The following is a 19162-nucleotide window of genomic DNA, read 5'->3' as shown; positions in this document are numbered from 1 at the left end:
CTTTCCCGGGCAAACCGGGACCGGCTGCCTCGATCCAGCGAATGACCATGAACGAATCTGCCGACCTCGTGTTCAGTTCTCCCGCGAGGTGTCAGGCATGGGCGGCTCCAGTTCCCCCTCGGCATAGGAGCCGCCCTCACCCCCCACTGGATTGCAAGCGTGAACGGATCTCTGACCGCCCAGGCCAGCGGCCATTGTCTGTCCGGCTGGGAGAACCCGGATGCCGGTGATCGGCAACTGCCCTCGCGCCTCGCCCACTTAAGTACCGGGTAGCGGATCAGTTAAACCACGATCGCGTAAGTCCGAACTCGCGCTTGGCGGCAAACCGGTTTCGCGCGGACGTTTCAGTATGTGGCTTGTTCGGCGTCCCCACAGGTCAGCCTGGGCCAAGTCAATGGCTCATGTCTTTAAGAAATAGGGATATTATCGTGCTTCGTCGGAATCTTTATTGCATCTTCCCGGCCGTGGTCGCGGCGTTGGCTGCCCTGCCGGCGAAAGCCCAGGCCGCCATCGATCCGGAAGGCTCCGGGGTCATCATCGGTGCAGTCAACTGGCTGCAAGGCACGCTGATGGGCACAGTGGCAACGGTGTCCGCGGTCATCGCGGTGGCGGCAGTCGGCTTCATGATGCTGACCGGCCGCATCAACTGGCGTCACGGGGCCGTGGTCGTGCTGGGCTGCTTCATCCTGTTCGGTGCGGCCAGCATCGTCGCGGGTATCCGCAGCGCTTCTGGCGGCTAGGGCGCACCTGCTGTGGCACTTCCCCTTGATCGATCCACTGTCTTCGTGGCGCTCACGCGTCCGCAGATGTTTGCCGGCGTCACGTACAACTTCTTCATCGTGAACGGCATTCTTGCAGCCGAGTTGTTCCTCGTCTTCAAGAGTTTCTGGGCGATCGGCGGGGCGTTGATCGCGCATCTCGTCGGGGCCGCGCTGTGTTTGCGCGAACCGCGTTTCTTTGATCTCTGGATCGCTCGGGTCAGTCGCTGTCCGCGGGTGAAGAACTATGGGCTGTGGGGATGCAATTCATACAGGCCCTGAGCCGAGACGCGCGGGTCGTTGCCCGTGAGACACCCGCCGGTGCGCACCTGCCCTATGCACGCCATGTCGATGATGTGACCATCGAAACGCGTGATGGCATGCTCATGCAGACCATTCGCCTGGGCGGTCTCATGTTCGAGACGGCGGACACCGAGGAATTGAACTACCGCGCGGAATTGCGCGATGCGATGCTTCGCGCAATCGGTACCTCGCGCTTCGCGATCTATCATCACATTGTCCGCCGCAAGGCCGACGCAATGCTTGATGCAGAATTTCCGGACACATTCTCGGGCGCGATCGACAAGCGCTGGCGCGAGCGGCTGGCCGGCCGGCAAATGTACGTCAACGAGCTGTTTCTGACGATTGTTCGCCGACCGATGCAGGGCCGGGGCGGCTTGATCGACCGCGCGCTCGGACTGGTGTCACGCACCGCCAACGACAGGAAAGCTGCTTTCGCATCGGAAAAGCGCTCGCTCGATGCGGCGACCGAAGCGTTGGTCGCCTCTCTCGGCAATTATTCGCCACGCGTCCTGACGGTCTACGATACGCCGCATGGCACCCGCTCGGAACCGCTCGAGTTCCTTTCATGTCTTTACAACGCCGACATGCGCCCGGTCGCCCTCCCGCATGGTGACCTTGGCCATCACCTCCCTTTCCGCCGCGTCAGCTTTGGCCATGAAGCGTTCGAACTGGCTCCTTCGGGCGGCCTGCAGCGCAAGTTTGGTGCCGTAATTTCGATCAAGGACTATCCGGGCCAGACCTTGCCGGGCATGTTCGACGAACTCTATCGCATGCCCTTCGAGATGGTTGTCAGCCAGTCGTTCGCCTTTGTCGAACGCGGCGAAGCGCTGGGCCGGATGAACTTGGCCCTGCGCCGCATGAAATCGACCGAGGACGAGGCCTTGTCGCTGCGCGATGAATTGTCGCGGGCCAAGGACGACGTCGCTGCGGCGCGAGCGGGCTACGGCGAGCACCATACCACGATCACGATCAAGGCGGAGAGCCTCGACGCGCTCGATGCGCAGGTCGCCGAAGTGACGGCAGTGCTGGCGGACCTGGGTATTGTGGCGGTCCGGGAGGATATTGGCCTGGAACCCGCCTTTTGGGCGCAGTTTCCCGGAAACTTCAAATACATCGCGCGGCGTGCGTTGATCTCCACGCGCAATTTTTCCGGCTTTGCCAGCCTCCACAATTTTCCGGTGGGCTTGCCGCAGGGCAATCATTGGGGACCCGCGGTGACCCTGTTGGAAACGACAGCGGCAGGGCCGTACTTCTTCAATTTCCACAACAACGACCTCGGCAATTTCACGGTGATCGGGCCTTCTGGCTCGGGCAAGACGGTCGTCCTCAATTTCCTGCTCGCGCAGGCGCGCAAATTTTCGCCGCGGATCATCTTCTTCGACAAGGATCGCGGTGCCGAGCTGTTTATCCGCGCCGTTGGCGGCCAGTACGACCGGCTTCGTCCCGATGCGTCATCGGGGCTCAACCCGCTGCAGCTGGACGATACGCCGGGTAATCGCCTCTTCCTCATCGAATGGCTCACGCTGCTCGCGGGAGGCGTGGATGCAAACGAAGCCGAATTGATCAGGGATGCGGTAAGCGCCAATTTCGCGCAGGTGCGCGAGCACCGCAGGCTGTGCTTTCTGGTCGAATTGTTTCGCGGACATGCCAGGCCCCAGGTCGGGGATCTCTATGCGCGCATGCGACCGTGGTGGGGGGAAGGCGAACGGGCCTGGCTCTTCGACAACGCCGTCGATCTCACCGACCTGTCCGCCGAAACCGTTGGCTTTGATATGACCGCGATCCTCGACGATCCTGCCGCGCGGACCCCGGCGCTGCTGTACTTCTTCCACCGCGTGGAAGAGCGCCTTGACGGCACCCCGGCGATCATCGTGGTCGATGAAGGCTGGAAAGCCCTCGATGATGATGTCTTCGTTCGCCGCATCAAGGATTGGGAAAAGACGATCCGCAAACGCAACGGCATCGTCGGCTTTGCCACGCAAAGCGCGCAGGATGCCCTCGAGAGCCGCATCGCCAGTGCCATCGTCGAGCAGGCTGCCACACAGATATTCATGATCAACCCGAAGGCGCGCGAGGAAGACTATGTCGGTGGCTTCGGGCTTACACAGCATGAATACGAACTTATTCGCAGCCTGCCCGACAGTTCGCACTGCTTCCTGATCAAGCATGGCAACGACAGCGTCGTCGCGAGGCTGAACCTCTCGGGTGAGAAGGACATTCTCACCATCCTCTCCGGCCGCGAGGCCAGTGTCCGCATCTTCGACGAGCTGGCCGAGGAGCTGGGGACCGCACCGGAGGCGTGGATGGCGCCGCTGCTGGCGAAGGTATGAGCATGGCCTGCCCATCGGTCTCGACAGGCAAAGGCTTCCTCGCGGGTGCCTTGCAGCACATCGATTGCCAGGCACAGGCGATCGGCCAGTATGGCTATGGTGCACTGGCAGACCCGGCGTCGATGGTTTCGCTGGCCCTGACCGGGCTGCTGACTGTGTTCGTGGCCATCTACGGTCTGCGCCTGACCTATGGCCATGCGTCTGCCGGGCGTGATCTGATCGGAGATATCGTCCGCGTTGCGATTGTTCTGACACTGGCCACAAGTTGGCCTGCCTGGCGTGTGATCGGCTACGATGTGGTCATTCACGGCCCCCAGGAAATCACCGATGTCATCAGCCACGCGGCCAGGCTTCCGGGATCGAGCGGGGACTTGTCGAGCCGCCTGCAGCGAGTCGATGATGCGATGGCGGCGCTCAATGAAAAAGGCGCTGGCAGACCCGGTGTTGCCAATGGCGACTGGTTCCAGCTCGGATTTGCGCGGGTGGCATTCCTCATGGGGACTCTGGGGCCGCTCGGACTGGTGCGGTTTGCGGCCGGCTTCCTGCTGGCCATCGCGCCCCTCGTTGCGGGGACGCTGCTGTTCGGGGTGACGCGCTCCGTCTTTGCCGGCTGGGCGAAGGGACTGGCATCCACTTTTCTTGCGGCGGTGGCGCTGTCGCTGGTCCTGTCTGCCGAACTGGCGATGCTCGAACCGTGGCTGCGCGAGGTGATCAGGCTGCGGATCGCAAACGAGCAGACACTGAATGCGCCGATCGAAGTTCTGATCATGACCCTTGCTTTCGCGCTGATCGCGTTCGGCATGATCGTGCTGGCCGCGCGGATCGGATTTCATGCTCCGACCTGGATCCCTGCGCTTGCAGTTCGGGCTGGCGACGACCGTGCCGCCGTGCCGGCAGGGCAGGGCCAGCCAGCGGCTTCTGCGCCCCCGGTTCAGCAACCCGATCGTACGCGGGATCTCGCGGCATCGGTTGGCAACTCGATCCGGCGGCAGGAACGGATTTCACAGCGCGCGGGCCATGCGCCCCGGATCGTCTCCCCTGCCGAGGCCGGAGTCGGCGCATCTTCCGGACGAGCCGAACTCGCGCTCGCATCGGACGCGCTGGGCAGCAGCTTTCGCCGCACCAGTCTACGAGTTTCCTCTGCGGGCGCGCGCAGGGATATAGCGGGATGAACGAGATGAGTGAGAGTCCTCGAGCCGATTATTATCGTGATGCCGAAAGCTGGTCGGTTGACCGCGAACGCGCCAGCGCGTCTGCCCGCAGGGTCGCGTGGCTGGTCGCCGGTGTTGCTGCGTGTGTCGCGCTGTTCGAAGCGATTGCGCTGATCGTGCTGCTGCCGCTCAAGACGGTCGTTCCCTATACGCTGCTGGTCGACAAGCAGACGGGCTTTGTCCAGGAACTCAAGCCGCTCGATGGTCAGGTCGTGACGCCCGATCAGGCCTTGATCAAGTCGTTCCTGGCCCAATACGTGCTGGCCCGCGAAGGCTTCGATATCGATTCCCTTCAGGAAAACTATCGCAAGGTCGCGCTGTGGTCCGGCGGCGATGCGCGTCGGCATTACATTTCCGGCATCCAGGCGTCCAATCCGCTCAGCCCGCTCGCCACATTGCCGCGCCGGGCCTTGCTCGAAGCCGAAATCCGCAGCATTTCCCTGATCAACAATGGGACCGCGATGATCCGCTTCGCCGTCGTGCGGACCGATCCCGGCGCGCAGCGACAGGAGGCCCAGAACTGGGTTTCCTTCGTCAAGTTCCGCTTCTCGGGCGAAGCCATGAGCGCGGCCGACCGCATGGTGAACCCGCTGGGCTTCCAGGTCATGAGCTACCGCCGCGATGCAGAGACCCTTCCGGTTGCAGCAGCGCCTGCCGCCGCGGCCGCCCCTGCGCCCATCGCTAGCGGTATCGTGCCATGAGGTATCTTGCGGCCCTGCTGCTAGCGGCAACCCCGGCATTTGCCGGGGAACTGCCAGCCATCGATCGTGAGGACAGGCGCTTTCAGGCCGTCGGCTATCTGGTGGGCGAACGCTTCAGCCTGCCCACGGCCGATCAGATCGTCCAGACGGTCCTGTTCGAATCCGGCGAACGGATAGAGTCTGTGAAGGTCAGCGATCCCGGCGCTTATGCCATCAGCATCCTCGATTCCGGCGAAGCCCTGACCGTGCAGCCGAAGGTGCTGGCGGCTACGACCATGCTGAGCGTGCGAACCACCCGGCACAGCTATGAATTCGATCTCGCTCCGGCGCAGGATCAGGAGGTGCCGCTTGTCGTGAGGGTTTCCTCCAGCGCCAGCGATGCCGGTGCAGACCAGAACCTCGGGCAGGCTGCGCGCAATCAGGGGGCTTATCGCATGTCGGGCGACACTTCGGTGCGGCCGTCCTCGATCTCCGACGATGGGGTCCGGACCTTCATCGCCTTTGGCGAGGATCAGGCGATCCCCGCCGTCTTCGCCATTGGCCCGTCGGGCAAGGAGGAGATGGTCGATGGGTACATACGCGGCGGCGTCTACACCCTCGACCGCGTCTACAACGATCTCGTCTTCCGGATCGACGAGGATGCGGCAAAGGCGCGGCGCGTGATCAAGCGAGAAGGCAGATGACCGGCTTTGAACCCGATAGCGGTGCAGAGGCCTTCCCGCGTCCCCAGGTGGCCGTCGCACGGAAAAGTCGTGCGCCGTTGATCTTTGGCATGGTTCTGGCGGCTTCGGCGACCGGCCTGTTTTCCGCGCTTGAGGCGAGGCGGACAGATCTGTCCAGCCCGGCGATTGCCGTGCCATCGGACGGCGCTGGCAGCAGGCTTTCGTCTCCGCCTGCCTTGGCGATTCCGCAAGGGTACGCTGCCGATCTTGGCTTCGGTGATGGGAGAGCGCTAGCGCAGCCGGACGGCCTTTCGGATTCCGAGATTGCCCTGCTGCGCAGGGCGGGCCCGGACGTGCAACCAATGTCAGGAAACTATGGGATGGCGCGCGACAATGCGCCCTATCCCTATCCCCCGCCGCCGCCCGCTCAGGTCATCCAGGCCACGCCGACAGTCCTGCTGCGCCCGCAAGCTCCTCCGGTGTATCAGCCGCAGGCCGAGCCCGATCCCGATCGCGCCGTGGCGAGCCGGTTTGCCAATTCCTCATCGACCGTACCGAAGGGGACCGTAATTCACGCGGTGCTGGAAACGGCCTTCGATTCCACCCGCGCCGGCTTTGCCCGGGCCATTATCTCGCGTGACGTCAGGAGTTTTGACGGTGGCCGGATCCTGGTGCCCAAGGGCAGCAAGCTGCTCGGCGAGTATCAGGCGGATCTCAATCACGGTCAGGATCGTGCCTTGATCCAGTGGCACAGGCTGATGCTGCCCGACGGAGTGCTGATCGATGTCGACTCTCCGTCGGTGGACGCGCTTGGCCGGGCCGGGGTCAAGGGCAAGGTCAATTCGCATTTCTTCTCGCGCTTCGGTGGGGCGATCCTTCAGTCGGTGCTCGACGTCGGCGTGCAGGTTGCGACCCGCAAGGCCGCCGGAGACACGTTCATTGTGGGCCTGCCGATCAGCAACCAGGAAAAAATCGCGCCGCAGACAGACGTCAAACCGACCCTCACGATCAGGCAGGGCAGCAGCGTTGCCGTGCTCGTCGCACGCGATCTCGATTTCACGAATGTCCTGCCATGAACGCGCATTCTCAGAACATCTATCTCGGGAGCTATCTTGCGCCCTTGATCCCATATCTGGACCGCGCCGATATCACGGATATCTTCGTCAACCAGCCCGGTGAGCTATGGTTTGAAACGACCGGGGGCGAAATCGAACGTCGCGAGGTGCCGGCACTGACCAGCATCGTGCTTGATCGCCTTGCCCGCCAGATCGCCGCAAACAGCGCGCAAGGGATAAGCCGGGAGCATCCGCTCTTGGCAGCAAACCTGCCGGATGGATCGCGCGTTCAGATTGTCCTGCCGCCAGCGACCCGGGGCCACATTGCCTTTGCGATCCGAAAACATGTCGCGGTAGGCATGAGCCTGGCCGAATTTGCGCAGGCAGGAGCCTTCAGTGCGACCTCGTTCGGGCGCTCGGATGAGCCGCTTTCCGGCAGGCGCAATGCCGCTCTTGATGCGCATGTGGGTGATGTTGGTGCGCTGCTGAGAACCGCGGTCCAGCAACGCAAGAACATCTTGATTTCGGGCGGGACTTCGAGCGGGAAGACAACGCTGCTGAATGCCTTGCTGCGTGAAATTCCAAGCAGGGAGCGGCTCATCCTGATTGAGGATACCCCGGAGTTGCAGCTCCATCACGGCAATGCAGTTGGCCTCGTTGCTGCTCGAAGCGCGCTGGGCGAAGCCGATATCGGTGTCGAGGACTTGCTGATCGCATCGCTGCGGATGCGGCCCGACCGCATCATCCTGGGCGAACTGCGAGGGCAGGAGGTGACGACCTTTCTGCGGGCGGTGAATACCGGCCACCCCGGTTCCTTGAGCACCATCCATGCCGATTCACCCGAGCGGGCGATTGATCAGATGGCCCTTCTGATACTTCAATCGGGAGAAAATATGACTTGGGATAATGCGATTAGCTACGTAAAATCTTCAATTGACGTGGTTATTCAAATGACGAGAAGTGAATTTGGCCGTCAAGCCGCAAGGATAATTTTGATTTAGGTTCCAGTTTATTTTTATTAAATTTCAAATATATTTTACTTATAAATATATGATATTTAAATCGGATTTTTTTGCTATCAATTTGAGCGGATCAATCTATTATTTTGTGATGTTTTTAATTGATATTAATTAATTATAGTGTAATTAAGTTCTAAACAATTTCGTTCAATTGAAATTAGATGTTGTGCATAATGTGAAAAATAAAAGGGTGATAAATTGCCTGTCGAATTTGCGATTTGTTCAAGAACATTGCCAAGCAAAACGCGGTCTGCGAATGAGATCCTATCGCCAAAGGCCTCATCCAGCGCCAAGACATAGGCAGGCCACATTTTTGCGCGCATTGACGTGACCCCCAGCTTTCCTCCAGCCGGGATTAGAGCCGAGCCATTTTTTGAGGGTCCCCCGGTTTCGTGTCCAGGTATCGTGTGAGCCTCCGGCCTTCATCTGCCGGGGTTAACCCCGGCAGATGAAGCAAATTAGGCTGGCGTAAGCCAGCCTAGGGACGTGTGAGGACGGCACTCGTTATAGTCCCGTCGCCACGCGTCGATCTTGCTCCTGGCGTCGGCGAGAGACAAGAACCAATGGGTGTTCTGGCATTCGTCGCTGAACCGGCCATTGAACGATTCCACAAATGCGCTGTCTGTCGGCTTACCAGGCCGCGAGAAGTCCAGCGCAACCCCGTTTTCGTAGGCCCAGCGATCCAGCGCCTTCGAGATGAACTCAGGGCGATTGTCCACGCGTATGGCACGCGGGGCACCACGGATCGATGCGATCCGGTCCATGGCCTCGACGACCTGTTCCCCCTTGATGCCTTGGTCGACATCGATGGCTAGGGCCTCTCGGGTGTATGCGTTGACAACGGTCAGAGCACGCAAGCGCCGACCATCGAACAAGGCATCCGAGACGAAGTCCATCGACCACATCTCGTTAGGGGCCAGCGCTGCCGGCTGCCGATCCCGCCGAGCCGTACTGACATGCCGGCGCGGCCGTTTGTGCCGCAAACTCAAGCCGTCTTCCCGGTAAAGCCGGTAAACCCGTTTGTGGTTCACGACCCAGCCTTCACGGCGAAGCAGGATGTAAATCCTGAAGTAGCCGTATCGCATCCGGGTCTGCGCGATGTCCCGGATGCGCATGATCAGAGGCGTCTGATCGGCTCGAACCGACCGATATCTTACACTCCGTCGATCAAAGGTCAGCACCGCGCAACTGCGCCGTTCGCTGACCGCATGGCTCGACTGACCATACCGGACGATCTCGCGCTGCCGAGCAGGCCTCAGACTTTTTTTGACAGCACGTCCTGCAGAATGTGCTTGTCCAGGCTGAGGTCTGCCACCAGCTGCTTGAGCTTCCGGTTCTCGTCCTCAAGCTGCTTCAGCCGGCGTAGCTCGCCCACGCCAAGCCCGCCATACAGCTTCTTCCAGCGGTTAAACGTCTGCTCGGAAATCCCCATCCGGCGGATAACTTCCGCAACCGGCGTGCCCGTCTCTGCCTGCTTCAATGCGTAGGCGATCTGCTCTTCGGTCTATCGACTCTTCTTCACGGCATGCTCCTTCAGCACGAGGATCACATTACCGGAAAGCACTCATTCAAGCCGGAGGAAGAAATCGGGGGGACGTCAGCAATAGGCGAGCGTATCGACAGCGGTGCCGTCCGCTGAGCTCGCCCACTCGCCTCTTCTAGCGAAGGCATCGAATACTTACCGGGTAACCTGCATTGGCTTCATGCCCGCGTTCTTCGTGCTGGAGCAGGCTGAAGGTTTGCGCTATCCTCAAGTTTGTCGGGGGATAGGGGACGATCTTGGCGGCATTGGCATGCGATGATCATCCGCTGGTGCGGTCCGCACTGGCATTGGTGCTGGAGGATATTGTCAGCGGGCCAGTGCTCACCGCACAGGACTATGCCGGAGCATGGGCCCATGCCGAGGCGCGGGACGATATCGAAATCGCGGTGGTCGATCTGCATATGCCTGGCATTGGCGGGCTCGAGGGCCTCGCTGGCTTGCGCGAGCGCGCGCCCTATACCCGGATCGTGGTGCTGACCGGATCGGACAGCGACGACGATCTGCTGGCCGTGCTGGCGCTGGGCGTCGAAGGGTTTGTGCCCAAGTCGGTGGAACCCGGCGTGGTCGAGGCAGCGATCCGGCTGGTCATGGCCGGTGGGCGCTATCTGCCTGCACGGGTGGCCGAGCTGGCTGCACAGAGCCCTGCTGCAGCCCCGGCCAGCGCCCCGCGCGCCGCAACCGCACCGCCGATCGAGGCACCGCTCGGGCGGCTCAGCAGCCGCCAGCGCGATGTGCTGGACCAGATGGCACGCGGCCGGGCGAACAAGGAAATCGCGCAGTTGCTCGGGCTTTCCCCTGCCACGGTAAAAACGCACGTTGCGCATATCATCGCGGTGGTGGGCGCCAGCAACCGCACCGAAGCGGCGACCCGCGCGCGCGAACTGGGACTGGTCTAGCGCCTGTGCTGCCCGCGTGGGCCTCTTGCCTCTAGCCCCCGGTGTTCGCCCAGACCGCGCGGAGGCCGCCGATGTTCATGGCGAAGTATTCGCCCGGCACCGATTCAAAGCCCCAGCTGCTGAAATTGGTGAAGGCAGAGACGCTGACTTCGAAGAAGATCATCGACCAATCGGCAGCATAGGCCGCCGGAATTCCGACGAGCTCGGTCAGCGCGCGGGCGGCGAAGCGGGTCGCCCACTGTGCGCTCCCCTTGCCGGGCACGCCCGTAGCGGGCCGGTGCAGGTAGGTGAACGAGCAGCCCGCGTAGGCCGGCATTCTCAGCAGCTTGGCCTGAAGCGCCGGCGGGGCAGCGGCGAAATCCGCCGGGCATGTCGGGGTGGCCGGTCCTGTCGGGCCTGACGGGGTGGCAGCCACGGCATTGACCGCGCGCATGAACTCGGTGCGCTGCGCGGCAGTGGCCATCGGCGCATCGAGGCCGAACGCAAGCAGCGCCGTGTATTTCGCCGAGGACAGGCCGCGCAGGCCCGCATTCGAGCGGCGCGCCATGAATACGCCGCCCTTGCGCGCATGGAGATCGATGATCCGGCCCCCATCGAGGACAGCGATGGTCTCGATCGCGGGCTGGCCATTGAGGCGCACTGTGGCTGCGCGGAAAATGCCGGTCTCGCCGCGCGCCATGGCCCCGGCGATGGCATTGCCGGGCACGGCGCGGTTGGCGGTGGCGGGGAGCGCAGCCGCTTGTGCCGGGGTAACCACCGTCATCGGCCGGGGCGCGGCGGCATCGGCGCCGGAGCCGATCGCGGAGGTGAGGACAAGCGCGGCAGCAGCGGCAAGCGTGAAAGGAACGTGCGGCTTCATGGTGTGGGCTCCTTCGTGTGAAATCAGGGACGGCTCGACGTGCCGAGTTGCGGAGGAACGATCGGTGCAGGGGGCGAGCGAGCGGGCAGCGTGAACAGCACCGTTTGCGCGTAAGGCGCGGCGAAAACCCCCGCTCCCTGCGCCTGCGGGGCGATCGACAAGGCAAAGCGTGCACCGACGCAGCCGGCAATTTCAGTCGCTGTCAGCGTGAGAGTGCCGACCGGGGCGGTCACAGTTGCCGTGCCGCTGGCAGCGGTGAAGCAGGTGTCCGGTGCACCTAGGCTGATCGGTTGGATGCGCCAGGCAATGGCCTCTCCTCCCGCGCGCAGGGCAGCGAGGAAATCGAACCGGACATCGATCCGCGAAGTGAGGCGGGCACCGCTGAAGGGTAGGCCCTGAATGGTGCGGATGCCGTTGCGGGGATCCGAACGCAGCACCAGCGAAAGGCGGCCGGTACCCGGCACGGGGCTGCTCAGCGTGATCGTGCGCTCGCCGACGAAGGTCGCGGCGGTCTCGCGCGTCATTGTGATGACCTGGACTTGCGCATCGGGCAAAGGCAGCGGCGCCGGGCCGATCAAGCCGCTGGTCGTGCCGGTATAGCGCGGCGGCAGCACGGTGCGGTTGAAGCCGGGGTAACGATAGTCCGCGCCACCCTGGAAGCCGCCGACATCGCCGCGTGCCGCGGTGCCGGTGACTTCGAAGATGGCGGGGCGGACAAGGCAGGCCAGTTCATTGGCGCCGCGTGCGCGGGGCAGAACCAGCGTAAGCGTGGGCCGGGCGACCGAATTGCCGCCACTGAACGCGGCGCTGCCGCCGAAATCATCGATGCATTCACCAATACCGGAGGGATAGTCCGGCGTGCGGGTGAGCGCTGTGGTGCCGGAACTGCCGAAGGATGTGGCACCGCCGCCGCCTGGGGGGCAATTGACCGGCCCGCAGCCGGTGCCCCCGTTCGTGATGATCAGCAGACTTGCCGGGGCTGACCCGCCGCTGCCGGTTCCGGCGGGAGCCGAGGCGCGACGCATGGTGGCATCGCTCCAAGTATCGCCGCTGATCGAGGCGTTGACGATGCGCAACGGGAAGGTTTCCGCGCCGATGGCAAGGCTGCCGCTCGCGGCGGGCACGCTCGGCTGCGTCACGATCCGAAGGACCACCGAACCGATTGCGCCGCAGCCGCGCACGGCATTTTCAGGGCCCGAAATCTTGCGCGAGATGGTGGCGGTGAGGCCGGGCAGTCCAGTTGCCGCGACCGACGGGCTGAGATCGATGCCTTGCCCATAGATCTCGATCTCGTTCGAGAAGCCCGCCGGAACTTCGAACGGGCGACTATCTGTGGCGCGCAGATCGGGATTGCGGGTGTGCGGCCCCGCGCATTGCCCGCCTGGCGGGACAGCGGCACCGTTGGCTGTTTCCCAGCGAGCCAGCGCCGGGGTGCTGAACGCGGTTGTGCAAAGCAGGGCGGTGCATGCGAGGACAGCAAGCGGGGAATGGTTCATGGCGATGCTCCCGTGAAAGGCAGAGAGGGAAGGCTGGCGGGTTACGTGGCTACTCCGGTGGGCGCTGCGGCCGGCGGCGCGATCAGGTGAGCGGCAAGGATGCGAAAGAGGGGCATGGCTAGTTCCTTGTCGTCAGTGTCCGCCAGGGCCGAGGAGATCACCGAGCATGCGTTCGTCGATCTTGCCCGGATCAGGCCATGACAGCGGGGAATCCCCCGGAGCCATGCGGGTAAACAGGCGCATGTGCGAAAGCCGCGCGGAGGCATCGACCCCGTTCGAGCTGGGATCGATGACCTGCGTCCACAGCTTGACAAGCCGCTCCACCGCCTCGGCCCGCGCCCAGGGGCGGCCGGGCAGCGCCGCCGGGCGCGCCGGTGTGACGAGGATCAGCACTGAATCGCGGTGCGAGGTCTTGGCGCGCTCGTTGAACAGCGATCCCGCCAGCGGCAGGTCGCCGAGCACGGGGGTCTTGGAGAAGGTCGCATCGTCGACGCTTTCGGAGAGGCCCGACAGCACGAGCGTCTCCCCGAAGCGGATTTCGGCGGTAGCCGCCACGCGCTGGCGGAAGGTGGTGAGCGCTTCGTTGAAGGTCCCGGCGGCATCGGACGTGAGGAACGAGCGCCCGGTCTCGATACGGACGCGTGCGCCTTCCGGCGTGATCTCGATGGGCGTGACCTTCAGTTCGATGCCGATGTCGATCTGTTCGAGCTGGGCTGCGTTGACCCCGTTCACCGCGACCTTGAGCGTGCGGCCGACGAAGAACTCGCTGATCTCGCCGCGATAAGCCGTCAGGCTGGGGCGGGCGACGACCTGGTAGTACTGGCCGCCGCGATTGAACAAGTTGATGTTGTAGGTGAGCTGCGGGATCGAGATCGTCTCGGTGATCACCCGCTGGTTGTTGTCGGTGCGGATCTCGCCGGTGAAGATATTGCGCGTGTCGCTGCGCGCGGTGCCGTATTGCAGGCGCAAGCCGTCGAGCAGGTTCATGCCGATGCGTTCGCGCGACGAATTCTGCGCCAGCACGATGGCGACATCGACCGAGATTTGCGAGGGCGCGGGCTCAGCAGATGGTTCCGCCATGGCCGGGGCCTGATCGACCGCGGTGGTCTGTATCAGTTGCTGCATCCGGGGCGAGACTTGGGCAGCGCTGGCGGGATCGAGTGCGGCCAGCGCAGCAAGTGCCTGCGCGCCCCGTCCTGCCTCGCCCGCCCCGGCTTCGGCTAGTGCGGCAAGGCGCAGGGCGGCGGCCTTGCCTGCGGGATCGGAGGCAAGTTCGGCGGCACGGGCGGCGGCAGCGGCGGCGAGCGGCGCATCGCCGCTGCGATAGGCAGAAGTGGCGAGCGCGAGAATGGCCTCGGGATGATCGGGCCTAACCATCACGGCTTGGGCGAAGCGCCGCGTCGCTTCGCCGAAGCGCCCGCGATCGAACGCCGCACGCCCGGCCAGCGCGGCGGCCCAGAAACTGCTCGGTTCTGCCTTGAGCGCGAGATCATATCCGGCAAGCGCCAGTTCGGTCGCTTCGGGATCGGTGCTGCCAGCGCGCTGGTAGGCGAGCGCGAGCAGCGTCTGGCTTGCAGGATCGCGCGGCGCACGGGCAGTGAGTTCGGAGAAGGCGGCAATCGCCGGGCGAAGTTCGCCAGCGGCGAGCGCGGCAAGGCCGCGGCTGCGCAAGGTCGGCTCATCGAGCGGGGCGACCGGCGGGGGCACGGCCTCGACCCGCGCACCCGCTGCGCCGCAGCTGCCAAGCAGCATGGCGCAGCCGATCATGAAGGGGAAGCGGCGGTTCATGTTCGCGCGCCTTCCGTCCGGACGCAGACATCGGCACTGCGCGTGCTGTCGACGCGGTAAATCGCGCGCGGATCGGCGCACATGGTGGGGAGGAACCCCGGTGCGCGCGGCTGTCCCCGGTTGTCCAGCGGCGCACCGCAAACATCCCGGCCGGGCTGGACGATCAGGCGATCATGGCTCGGTTCTGAGCAGATCGGAGCCACCAACAGCGCGGCGACGAGGGTGAGGTGGTGCATGGCAGCGGTTCCCGGCTGATCATGTGCGGTTGGCATTCGCGTGATACGGTCCAGCCCGCGCTTGATCCGGACTTGAGGTGAAGCTGCCTGTGCGGCGCGCGCATGGCTTCGCCCAAATGGCCTAGCCGCATGGGCGAGCCAGATGAGCGCTTGGCAAGAAGCGAGCCGCCCGCAATGATCGCGCTGGTGAGCAGCTCCAACGATTCTGCCGAACATGTACGTGTCCGCGCGGCGGAGTCGCGGATCGAGTTCGCTGTCGCCGGCGCCTTTACGATTCTGATCGCCGGAACGCTGGCCTATGTTCACCTGCTGCTTGCCGACATCATGCCGCCTGCGCGGCTGTGGACCTGGACCGGCCTGTTCATTGCCGCGATCGTGGCAATGGTGCTGGTGCCGCTGGCGGTGCTGGTTCGCCGACCGGACGACGCCGAGATCATGGCGATCTGGTCGCCGGCGGGCAAAGTGGTCGCGATCCTGTTCGATGTGGCGGTCGCGGCAAGCGTCTGGCTGCTGTTGCCCTATGCCTCGGAGCCGCTGCGGCTGCTGATGGTGGTGTTCTATGCCGCCTGCGTTTCGGGACAGGTTATCTCGACCGCGGAATCGCTCGGCACGATCACGTTTGGTGTGGTCTCGATCTTCGGCTCGGCGGCGTTCTTCTTCATGATGGCACCCGGACCCTATTCGGCGGGGCTCGCCGTATTTCTTGTCGCGTTCGGGGCGCTGATGATCGGGGTCGCGGCGACGCTCAAGGTCGCGATCCGGTCGGCGATTGCGGCGCGCCTCTCGGCAGAGGCGATTTCAGGCGATCTTGCCGCTGCGCTCGCCGCAGCGACGGAAGCGCGGCAGGCCAAGACGCGCTTCATTGCGGCGGCAACACACGATCTGCGCCAGCCGCTCCAGGCGGCAGCGCTGTTTTTCAACCGCATTGCCGCGCGCCAGTCTGCCACGGGCGATGCCACGGTGGTCAACGCTCGGCTCGCCTTTGCCGAAGCAGCGGCGCTGCTCGACCAGTTGCTCGAGCACTTGCGGCTCGACGGCGGCATGATCCGGCCCGAGGTGCGGTCCACGCCGCTTGATACGATCATCCCGCGCGTCTGCACCGAAGTGGCCGAGATCGCCGCAGTGAGCGAGTTCCGCATCGCGCAGGCGAGCAGCAGCCTGGTGGTTTCTGCCGATCCGGCGCTTCTCATGCGCATCATTCGCAACCTTCTCCACAATGCGATGCGCCATTCGCGTGGCAGCCGCATCCTGGTGGGGGGACGGCGGCGGGGCGGGCAGGTGCGCATCTATGTTGTGGACGATGGCCGGGGGGTATCGAACGCGATGGCTGCGACCCTGTTCGAGGAAGTGAAGCCGGACAGCGCAGATCCGGTCGGCCAGAGCGGCGTGGGGCTCGGCCTGCCCTCTTCACGACGCATGGCCGAGCTCATGGGAGGCAGCGTGGGGCTCGATCCAGCCTGGCGGCACGGCGCTGCGTTCTATTGCGAGCTGCCGTTGGTGCAGACTGACAGCTCCGATCAGCCCCACATCAGCAGTTAAAGCAATTCCTGAAGTACCTGAGAACACCGCTCACGAGCTTTGTCCAAGTTGCCAATTCGAGTTGGCTCCATTCGGCGCTAAAAAGGTACTGGCTAAGCGTTGATTGGGAGCGAACCTGGTCTGCATTGCAGCCGGGTGGTATTTTGGATGGAGATCGATACCATCAAAATTTTATTTATATATTTCAAGTATTAATTTGCAATTTATGACTCCGTCCCCGGCATCATTGCCTTATTCGCCAAGCCCTACAAGCTGGCTGACGAAGAGAGCCTGTTTCTGCTGAAGCAGCCATCCGAGGGCAAGCTCTGACGCTTGAAGTTCCTCGTCGATGGTCGTGATGAAGCGGGCCAGCCCCAGCGGGTTGAGAAGAAAGTGGCGTTCGGAGCCTAAGTGTCGGCCGCGAAAGCTCCATACGTCCCCTTGAGGAACAGGAGCGGGCCGGCGGCACGTTCCACTGCCAGAGCCTCGACCAAGCCTAGCACGATGGTGTGGTCTCCGGCGTCGATCTCGTCGGCGATGGCGCATTCGATATGCGCCACCACACCGCCCAGCAGCGGTATCCCGCGCCGCGAAAGCCGGTATGGAATGCCTTCGAATTTGTCGCCCCCGCGCGCAGCAAAGCGGCGGCACAGATCGATCTGGTCATCCGCCAGCACATTGACGCAGAAATAGCCGCTGCCGCGCAGGCGGGGCCAGCTGCTGGATGAACGATCCGGAAAGAACGCCACAAGCGGCGGATCGAGCGAAACCGATGTGAAGCTGCCAACCACCAGTCCCGCAGCCGTGCCATCCTCGTCCGCACCCGTGATCACGCAGACCCCGGTCGGGTAATGGCCAAGGACCGACCGGAAGTGCCCCGGTTCGATCACGGTCTGGATGTCGGTTTCGGTCATGTCGCTCGCCTTTTTGCGATCATGTCAACGCCTCCCCGAAGTGACGCCTAGGAAACCAGCTGCATGGGTGTTTCGATCAGATTGCGCAGCGCCGCCATGAATTGCGCTGCAATCGCGCCGTCGATAACGCGGTGATCAAAGCTGGCGGTTGCCGCCATGATGGTCGCCAGCGCGATCTCGCTGCCGACCTTCCAAGGCTGCTCGATGCCGGCGCCGACACCGAGGATCAAGGCTTGCGGCGGGTTGATCACGGGGATCATCTCGTCGATCCCGAACATGCCGAGGTTCGAGATCGAGGCCGTCCCGCCCTGATAGTCCGCAGGCATCAGCTTCCCGGCGCGAGCCTTTGCTGCCAGGTCCTTGCTCTGCCGCGCAATTGCAGAGAGCGACAAGGCGCCTGCGTCACGGATGACGGGGGTGACCAATCCGCCCTCGATGGCAACCGCCATCGCAATGTCCACGCGCGAGAAGCGATGCAGATGCTCCCCGCCGAACTGGACGTTGGTATCCGGAACCAGTTCCATCGCGCGGGCCATGGCCTTGATCAGCAGGTCGTTCACCGACAGTTTGACGCCGTGATCCGAAAGGCTTGCATTGATATCCTGCCGCAGCTTCAGAAGCGCGTCGATGTTGCACCGCACTGTCAGGTAGAAATGCGGGATCGTCTGCTTCGATTGGGTGAGGCGGCGCGCAATGGTCTTGCGCATGCCCGGCAGTTTCATCGTCTCGACCGGAACATCTGCAGGAGGCGGCATAACGGGAGCAGGCCGCTCGAGGCTCGACTGGTCTGCCGGAGTGGCGGCAGGGGCACCTGAGATCGGCTTCAGGCCAAGGTCGGCCTTCACGATCTTCCCGCGCGGGCCAGTTCCTTTTATGCCGCTCAAGTCGAGCGTGGTCGCATCGGCGATACGACGCGCCAGCGGAGTTGCGTCTGCTGCGGACGGCGCGGCTGTGGCAGGAGTGGCCGTGGCTGGCTCTGCGGGCACTGCGACATCTGGTACCGCGCGCACCGCCATTGCTGGCGTGGCTTCGACCGTTTCTCGCTTGGGCTGCGGCGTTGGCGCGGCAACATCCGCTGCCTCTCCAAGCACGGCGATGACGGCACCAACCGCCACGTTCTCGCTCCCCTCGGGAACGCGGATTTCGGTGACGTGGCCTTCATCCGCCGCCTCGAATTCCATCGTCGCCTTGTCGGTCTCGATCTCGGCGAGGATGTCGCCCGGCTTGACGAGATCGCCCACGCTCACCAACCATTTGGCCAGGCTGCCGCTTTCCATCGTGGGGGAAAGCGCAGGCATTTTGAGCTCGAGTGCCACTTTCAGTCTCCCAAACGTCTTCGCGCCGCGGCATAGGGAGCCGCTGCTGCATGGTTAGATGATCGGTGATCCGCCAGTGCGGCGGCGCGGGCCCAGCCTCAGGATGTGCGGCACCGGAGTGCAGAACCCCGGATGCTCAGGGGCTCTGCACCTCGTTCACACCAGCGCCTGCGGGCAAGCAGGCTGCGGGAAATCGAACCTACCCGGCCACGCCTACTTCGTAGTCGATGTGGCTGATATGGCCGTTGAAGGACGCCGCCACTTCGCGCACGCGTTCGCGCATCGCGCGGCGTTCTGCCGATGCCAGCATGGTCTCGAGCGCCGCAAGATCGGCAAACTCGACGATGATCTGGCAATAGATTGCCGGCGGACCATCTTCGAGGCGGCGCGGCCAGAGCGCCCTTGCGCTGCTGACGCCCGGCAGCTTCCCGAGCGCCGGCACCAGTTCCGCATTGATCGCCTTATCGAACACCTCGGGTTCCACAGGTTCGCCAGTCCAGAAGGCAGAACGGATCCACATAGCTTCAACTCCAACTTGCACGGGCAAACCGCCCTTC

Annotated in this window: 18 protein-coding genes; 10 read left to right on the top strand and 8 right to left on the bottom strand. The window is 63.6% G+C overall.

What is annotated here, in order from left to right:
* Positions 1-428: 428 nt before the first annotated feature.
* From CFE35_RS14285 to virB11, 8 genes are all read left to right on the top strand, one after another.
* Positions 429-740, top strand: coding sequence for a TrbC/VirB2 family protein (locus CFE35_RS14285; protein WP_292931442.1), 312 nt, complete (start codon positions 429-431; stop codon positions 738-740).
* Between the two features lie 66 nt (positions 741-806).
* Entirely contained in the window at positions 807-1040 is a 234-nt protein-coding gene (locus tag CFE35_RS14280) for a VirB3 family type IV secretion system protein (protein ID WP_292931712.1), read from the top strand.
* Positions 1019-3391, top strand: coding sequence for a VirB4 family type IV secretion/conjugal transfer ATPase (locus CFE35_RS14275; RefSeq protein ID WP_292931440.1), 2373 nt, complete (start codon positions 1019-1021; stop codon positions 3389-3391). The genes CFE35_RS14280 and CFE35_RS14275 overlap by 22 nt, the downstream gene beginning before the upstream one ends.
* A 2-nt stretch (positions 3392-3393) precedes the next feature.
* Complete coding sequence (locus tag CFE35_RS14270; RefSeq protein ID WP_292931438.1) at positions 3394-4563, top strand: type IV secretion system protein; 1170 nt, start codon at positions 3394-3396, stop codon at positions 4561-4563.
* Positions 4560-5303 carry a VirB8/TrbF family protein gene (locus tag CFE35_RS14265; RefSeq protein ID WP_292931436.1) on the top strand — a complete coding sequence of 248 codons (744 nt, stop codon included), beginning with the start codon at positions 4560-4562 and terminating at the stop codon, positions 5301-5303. The genes CFE35_RS14270 and CFE35_RS14265 overlap by 4 nt, the downstream gene beginning before the upstream one ends.
* Positions 5300-5986, top strand: coding sequence for a TrbG/VirB9 family P-type conjugative transfer protein (locus CFE35_RS14260; RefSeq protein WP_292931434.1), 687 nt, complete (start codon positions 5300-5302; stop codon positions 5984-5986). Before CFE35_RS14265 ends, CFE35_RS14260 begins: the two co-directional genes overlap by 4 nt.
* Positions 5983-7041, top strand: coding sequence for a TrbI/VirB10 family protein (locus tag CFE35_RS14255; RefSeq protein WP_292931432.1), 1059 nt, complete (start codon positions 5983-5985; stop codon positions 7039-7041). Before CFE35_RS14260 ends, CFE35_RS14255 begins: the two co-directional genes overlap by 4 nt.
* Positions 7038-8021, top strand: a complete 984-nt coding sequence (virB11, locus tag CFE35_RS14250) for a P-type DNA transfer ATPase VirB11 (protein WP_292931430.1) — start codon at positions 7038-7040, stop codon at positions 8019-8021. The genes CFE35_RS14255 and virB11 overlap by 4 nt, the downstream gene beginning before the upstream one ends.
* Positions 8022-8497: 476 nt before the next feature.
* Here virB11 and CFE35_RS14245 read toward each other — a convergent pair.
* Positions 8498-9531 (bottom strand): IS3 family transposase gene (locus tag CFE35_RS14245; RefSeq protein WP_292931710.1). Its coding sequence is split into 2 segments (ribosomal slippage): positions 8498-9309 and positions 9309-9531, totalling 1035 coding nucleotides; the frame shifts between segments, so codons are not numbered across the junction.
* Between the two features lie 287 nt (positions 9532-9818).
* On the opposite strand from CFE35_RS14245, the gene CFE35_RS14240 reads away from it, so the two are divergent.
* Complete coding sequence (locus tag CFE35_RS14240; protein WP_292931428.1) at positions 9819-10478, top strand: response regulator transcription factor; 660 nt, start codon at positions 9819-9821, stop codon at positions 10476-10478.
* 31 nt (positions 10479-10509) lie between these two features.
* Here the strand turns inward: CFE35_RS14240 and CFE35_RS14235 are convergent, their stop codons facing one another.
* The 4 genes from CFE35_RS14235 to CFE35_RS14220 form a co-directional block, all read right to left on the bottom strand.
* Positions 10510-11337 carry a hypothetical protein gene (locus CFE35_RS14235; RefSeq protein ID WP_292931426.1) on the bottom strand — a complete coding sequence of 276 codons (828 nt, stop codon included), beginning with the start codon at positions 11335-11337 and terminating at the stop codon, positions 10510-10512.
* A gap of 23 nt (positions 11338-11360) precedes the next feature.
* The gene (locus CFE35_RS14230; protein ID WP_292931424.1) at positions 11361-12833 is read right to left on the bottom strand and encodes a hypothetical protein; all 1473 of its coding nucleotides are present in this window, start codon (positions 12831-12833) and stop codon (positions 11361-11363) included.
* A 132-nt stretch (positions 12834-12965) separates the two neighbouring features.
* A complete protein-coding gene (locus CFE35_RS14225; RefSeq protein ID WP_292931422.1) occupies positions 12966-14621 on the bottom strand; it encodes a hypothetical protein in 1656 nt (551 codons plus the stop codon).
* On the bottom strand, positions 14618-14857 hold the full coding sequence (locus CFE35_RS14220) for a hypothetical protein (RefSeq protein WP_292931420.1): 240 nt from the start codon (positions 14855-14857) through the stop codon (positions 14618-14620). The genes CFE35_RS14225 and CFE35_RS14220 overlap by 4 nt, the downstream gene beginning before the upstream one ends.
* 186 nt (positions 14858-15043) lie before the next feature.
* On the opposite strand from CFE35_RS14220, the gene CFE35_RS14215 reads away from it, so the two are divergent.
* The gene (locus CFE35_RS14215; protein ID WP_292931418.1) at positions 15044-16396 is read left to right on the top strand and encodes a HAMP domain-containing sensor histidine kinase; all 1353 of its coding nucleotides are present in this window, start codon (positions 15044-15046) and stop codon (positions 16394-16396) included.
* A gap of 386 nt (positions 16397-16782) precedes the next feature.
* Here the strand turns inward: CFE35_RS14215 and CFE35_RS14210 are convergent, their stop codons facing one another.
* The 3 genes from CFE35_RS14210 to CFE35_RS14200 all read right to left on the bottom strand — a co-directional run bounded on the left by CFE35_RS14210 (position 16783) and on the right by CFE35_RS14200 (position 19125).
* A complete protein-coding gene (locus tag CFE35_RS14210) occupies positions 16783-17289 on the bottom strand; it encodes a flavin reductase family protein (RefSeq protein ID WP_292931416.1) in 507 nt (168 codons plus the stop codon).
* Between the two features lie 47 nt (positions 17290-17336).
* Positions 17337-18605 (bottom strand): dihydrolipoamide acetyltransferase family protein, encoded by a 1269-nt coding sequence (locus tag CFE35_RS14205; protein ID WP_292931414.1) that lies wholly within the window; start codon positions 18603-18605, stop codon positions 17337-17339.
* Positions 18606-18804: 199 nt separating this feature from the next.
* The gene (locus CFE35_RS14200; RefSeq protein ID WP_292931412.1) at positions 18805-19125 is read right to left on the bottom strand and encodes a hypothetical protein; all 321 of its coding nucleotides are present in this window, start codon (positions 19123-19125) and stop codon (positions 18805-18807) included.
* Positions 19126-19162 lie beyond the last annotated feature (37 nt).

The sequence above is a fragment of the Novosphingobium sp. PASSN1 genome (assembly GCF_002278815.1).
Note: the sequence above shows the minus strand (reverse complement) of the source record. Positions and strands in the feature narration are given on the sequence as shown.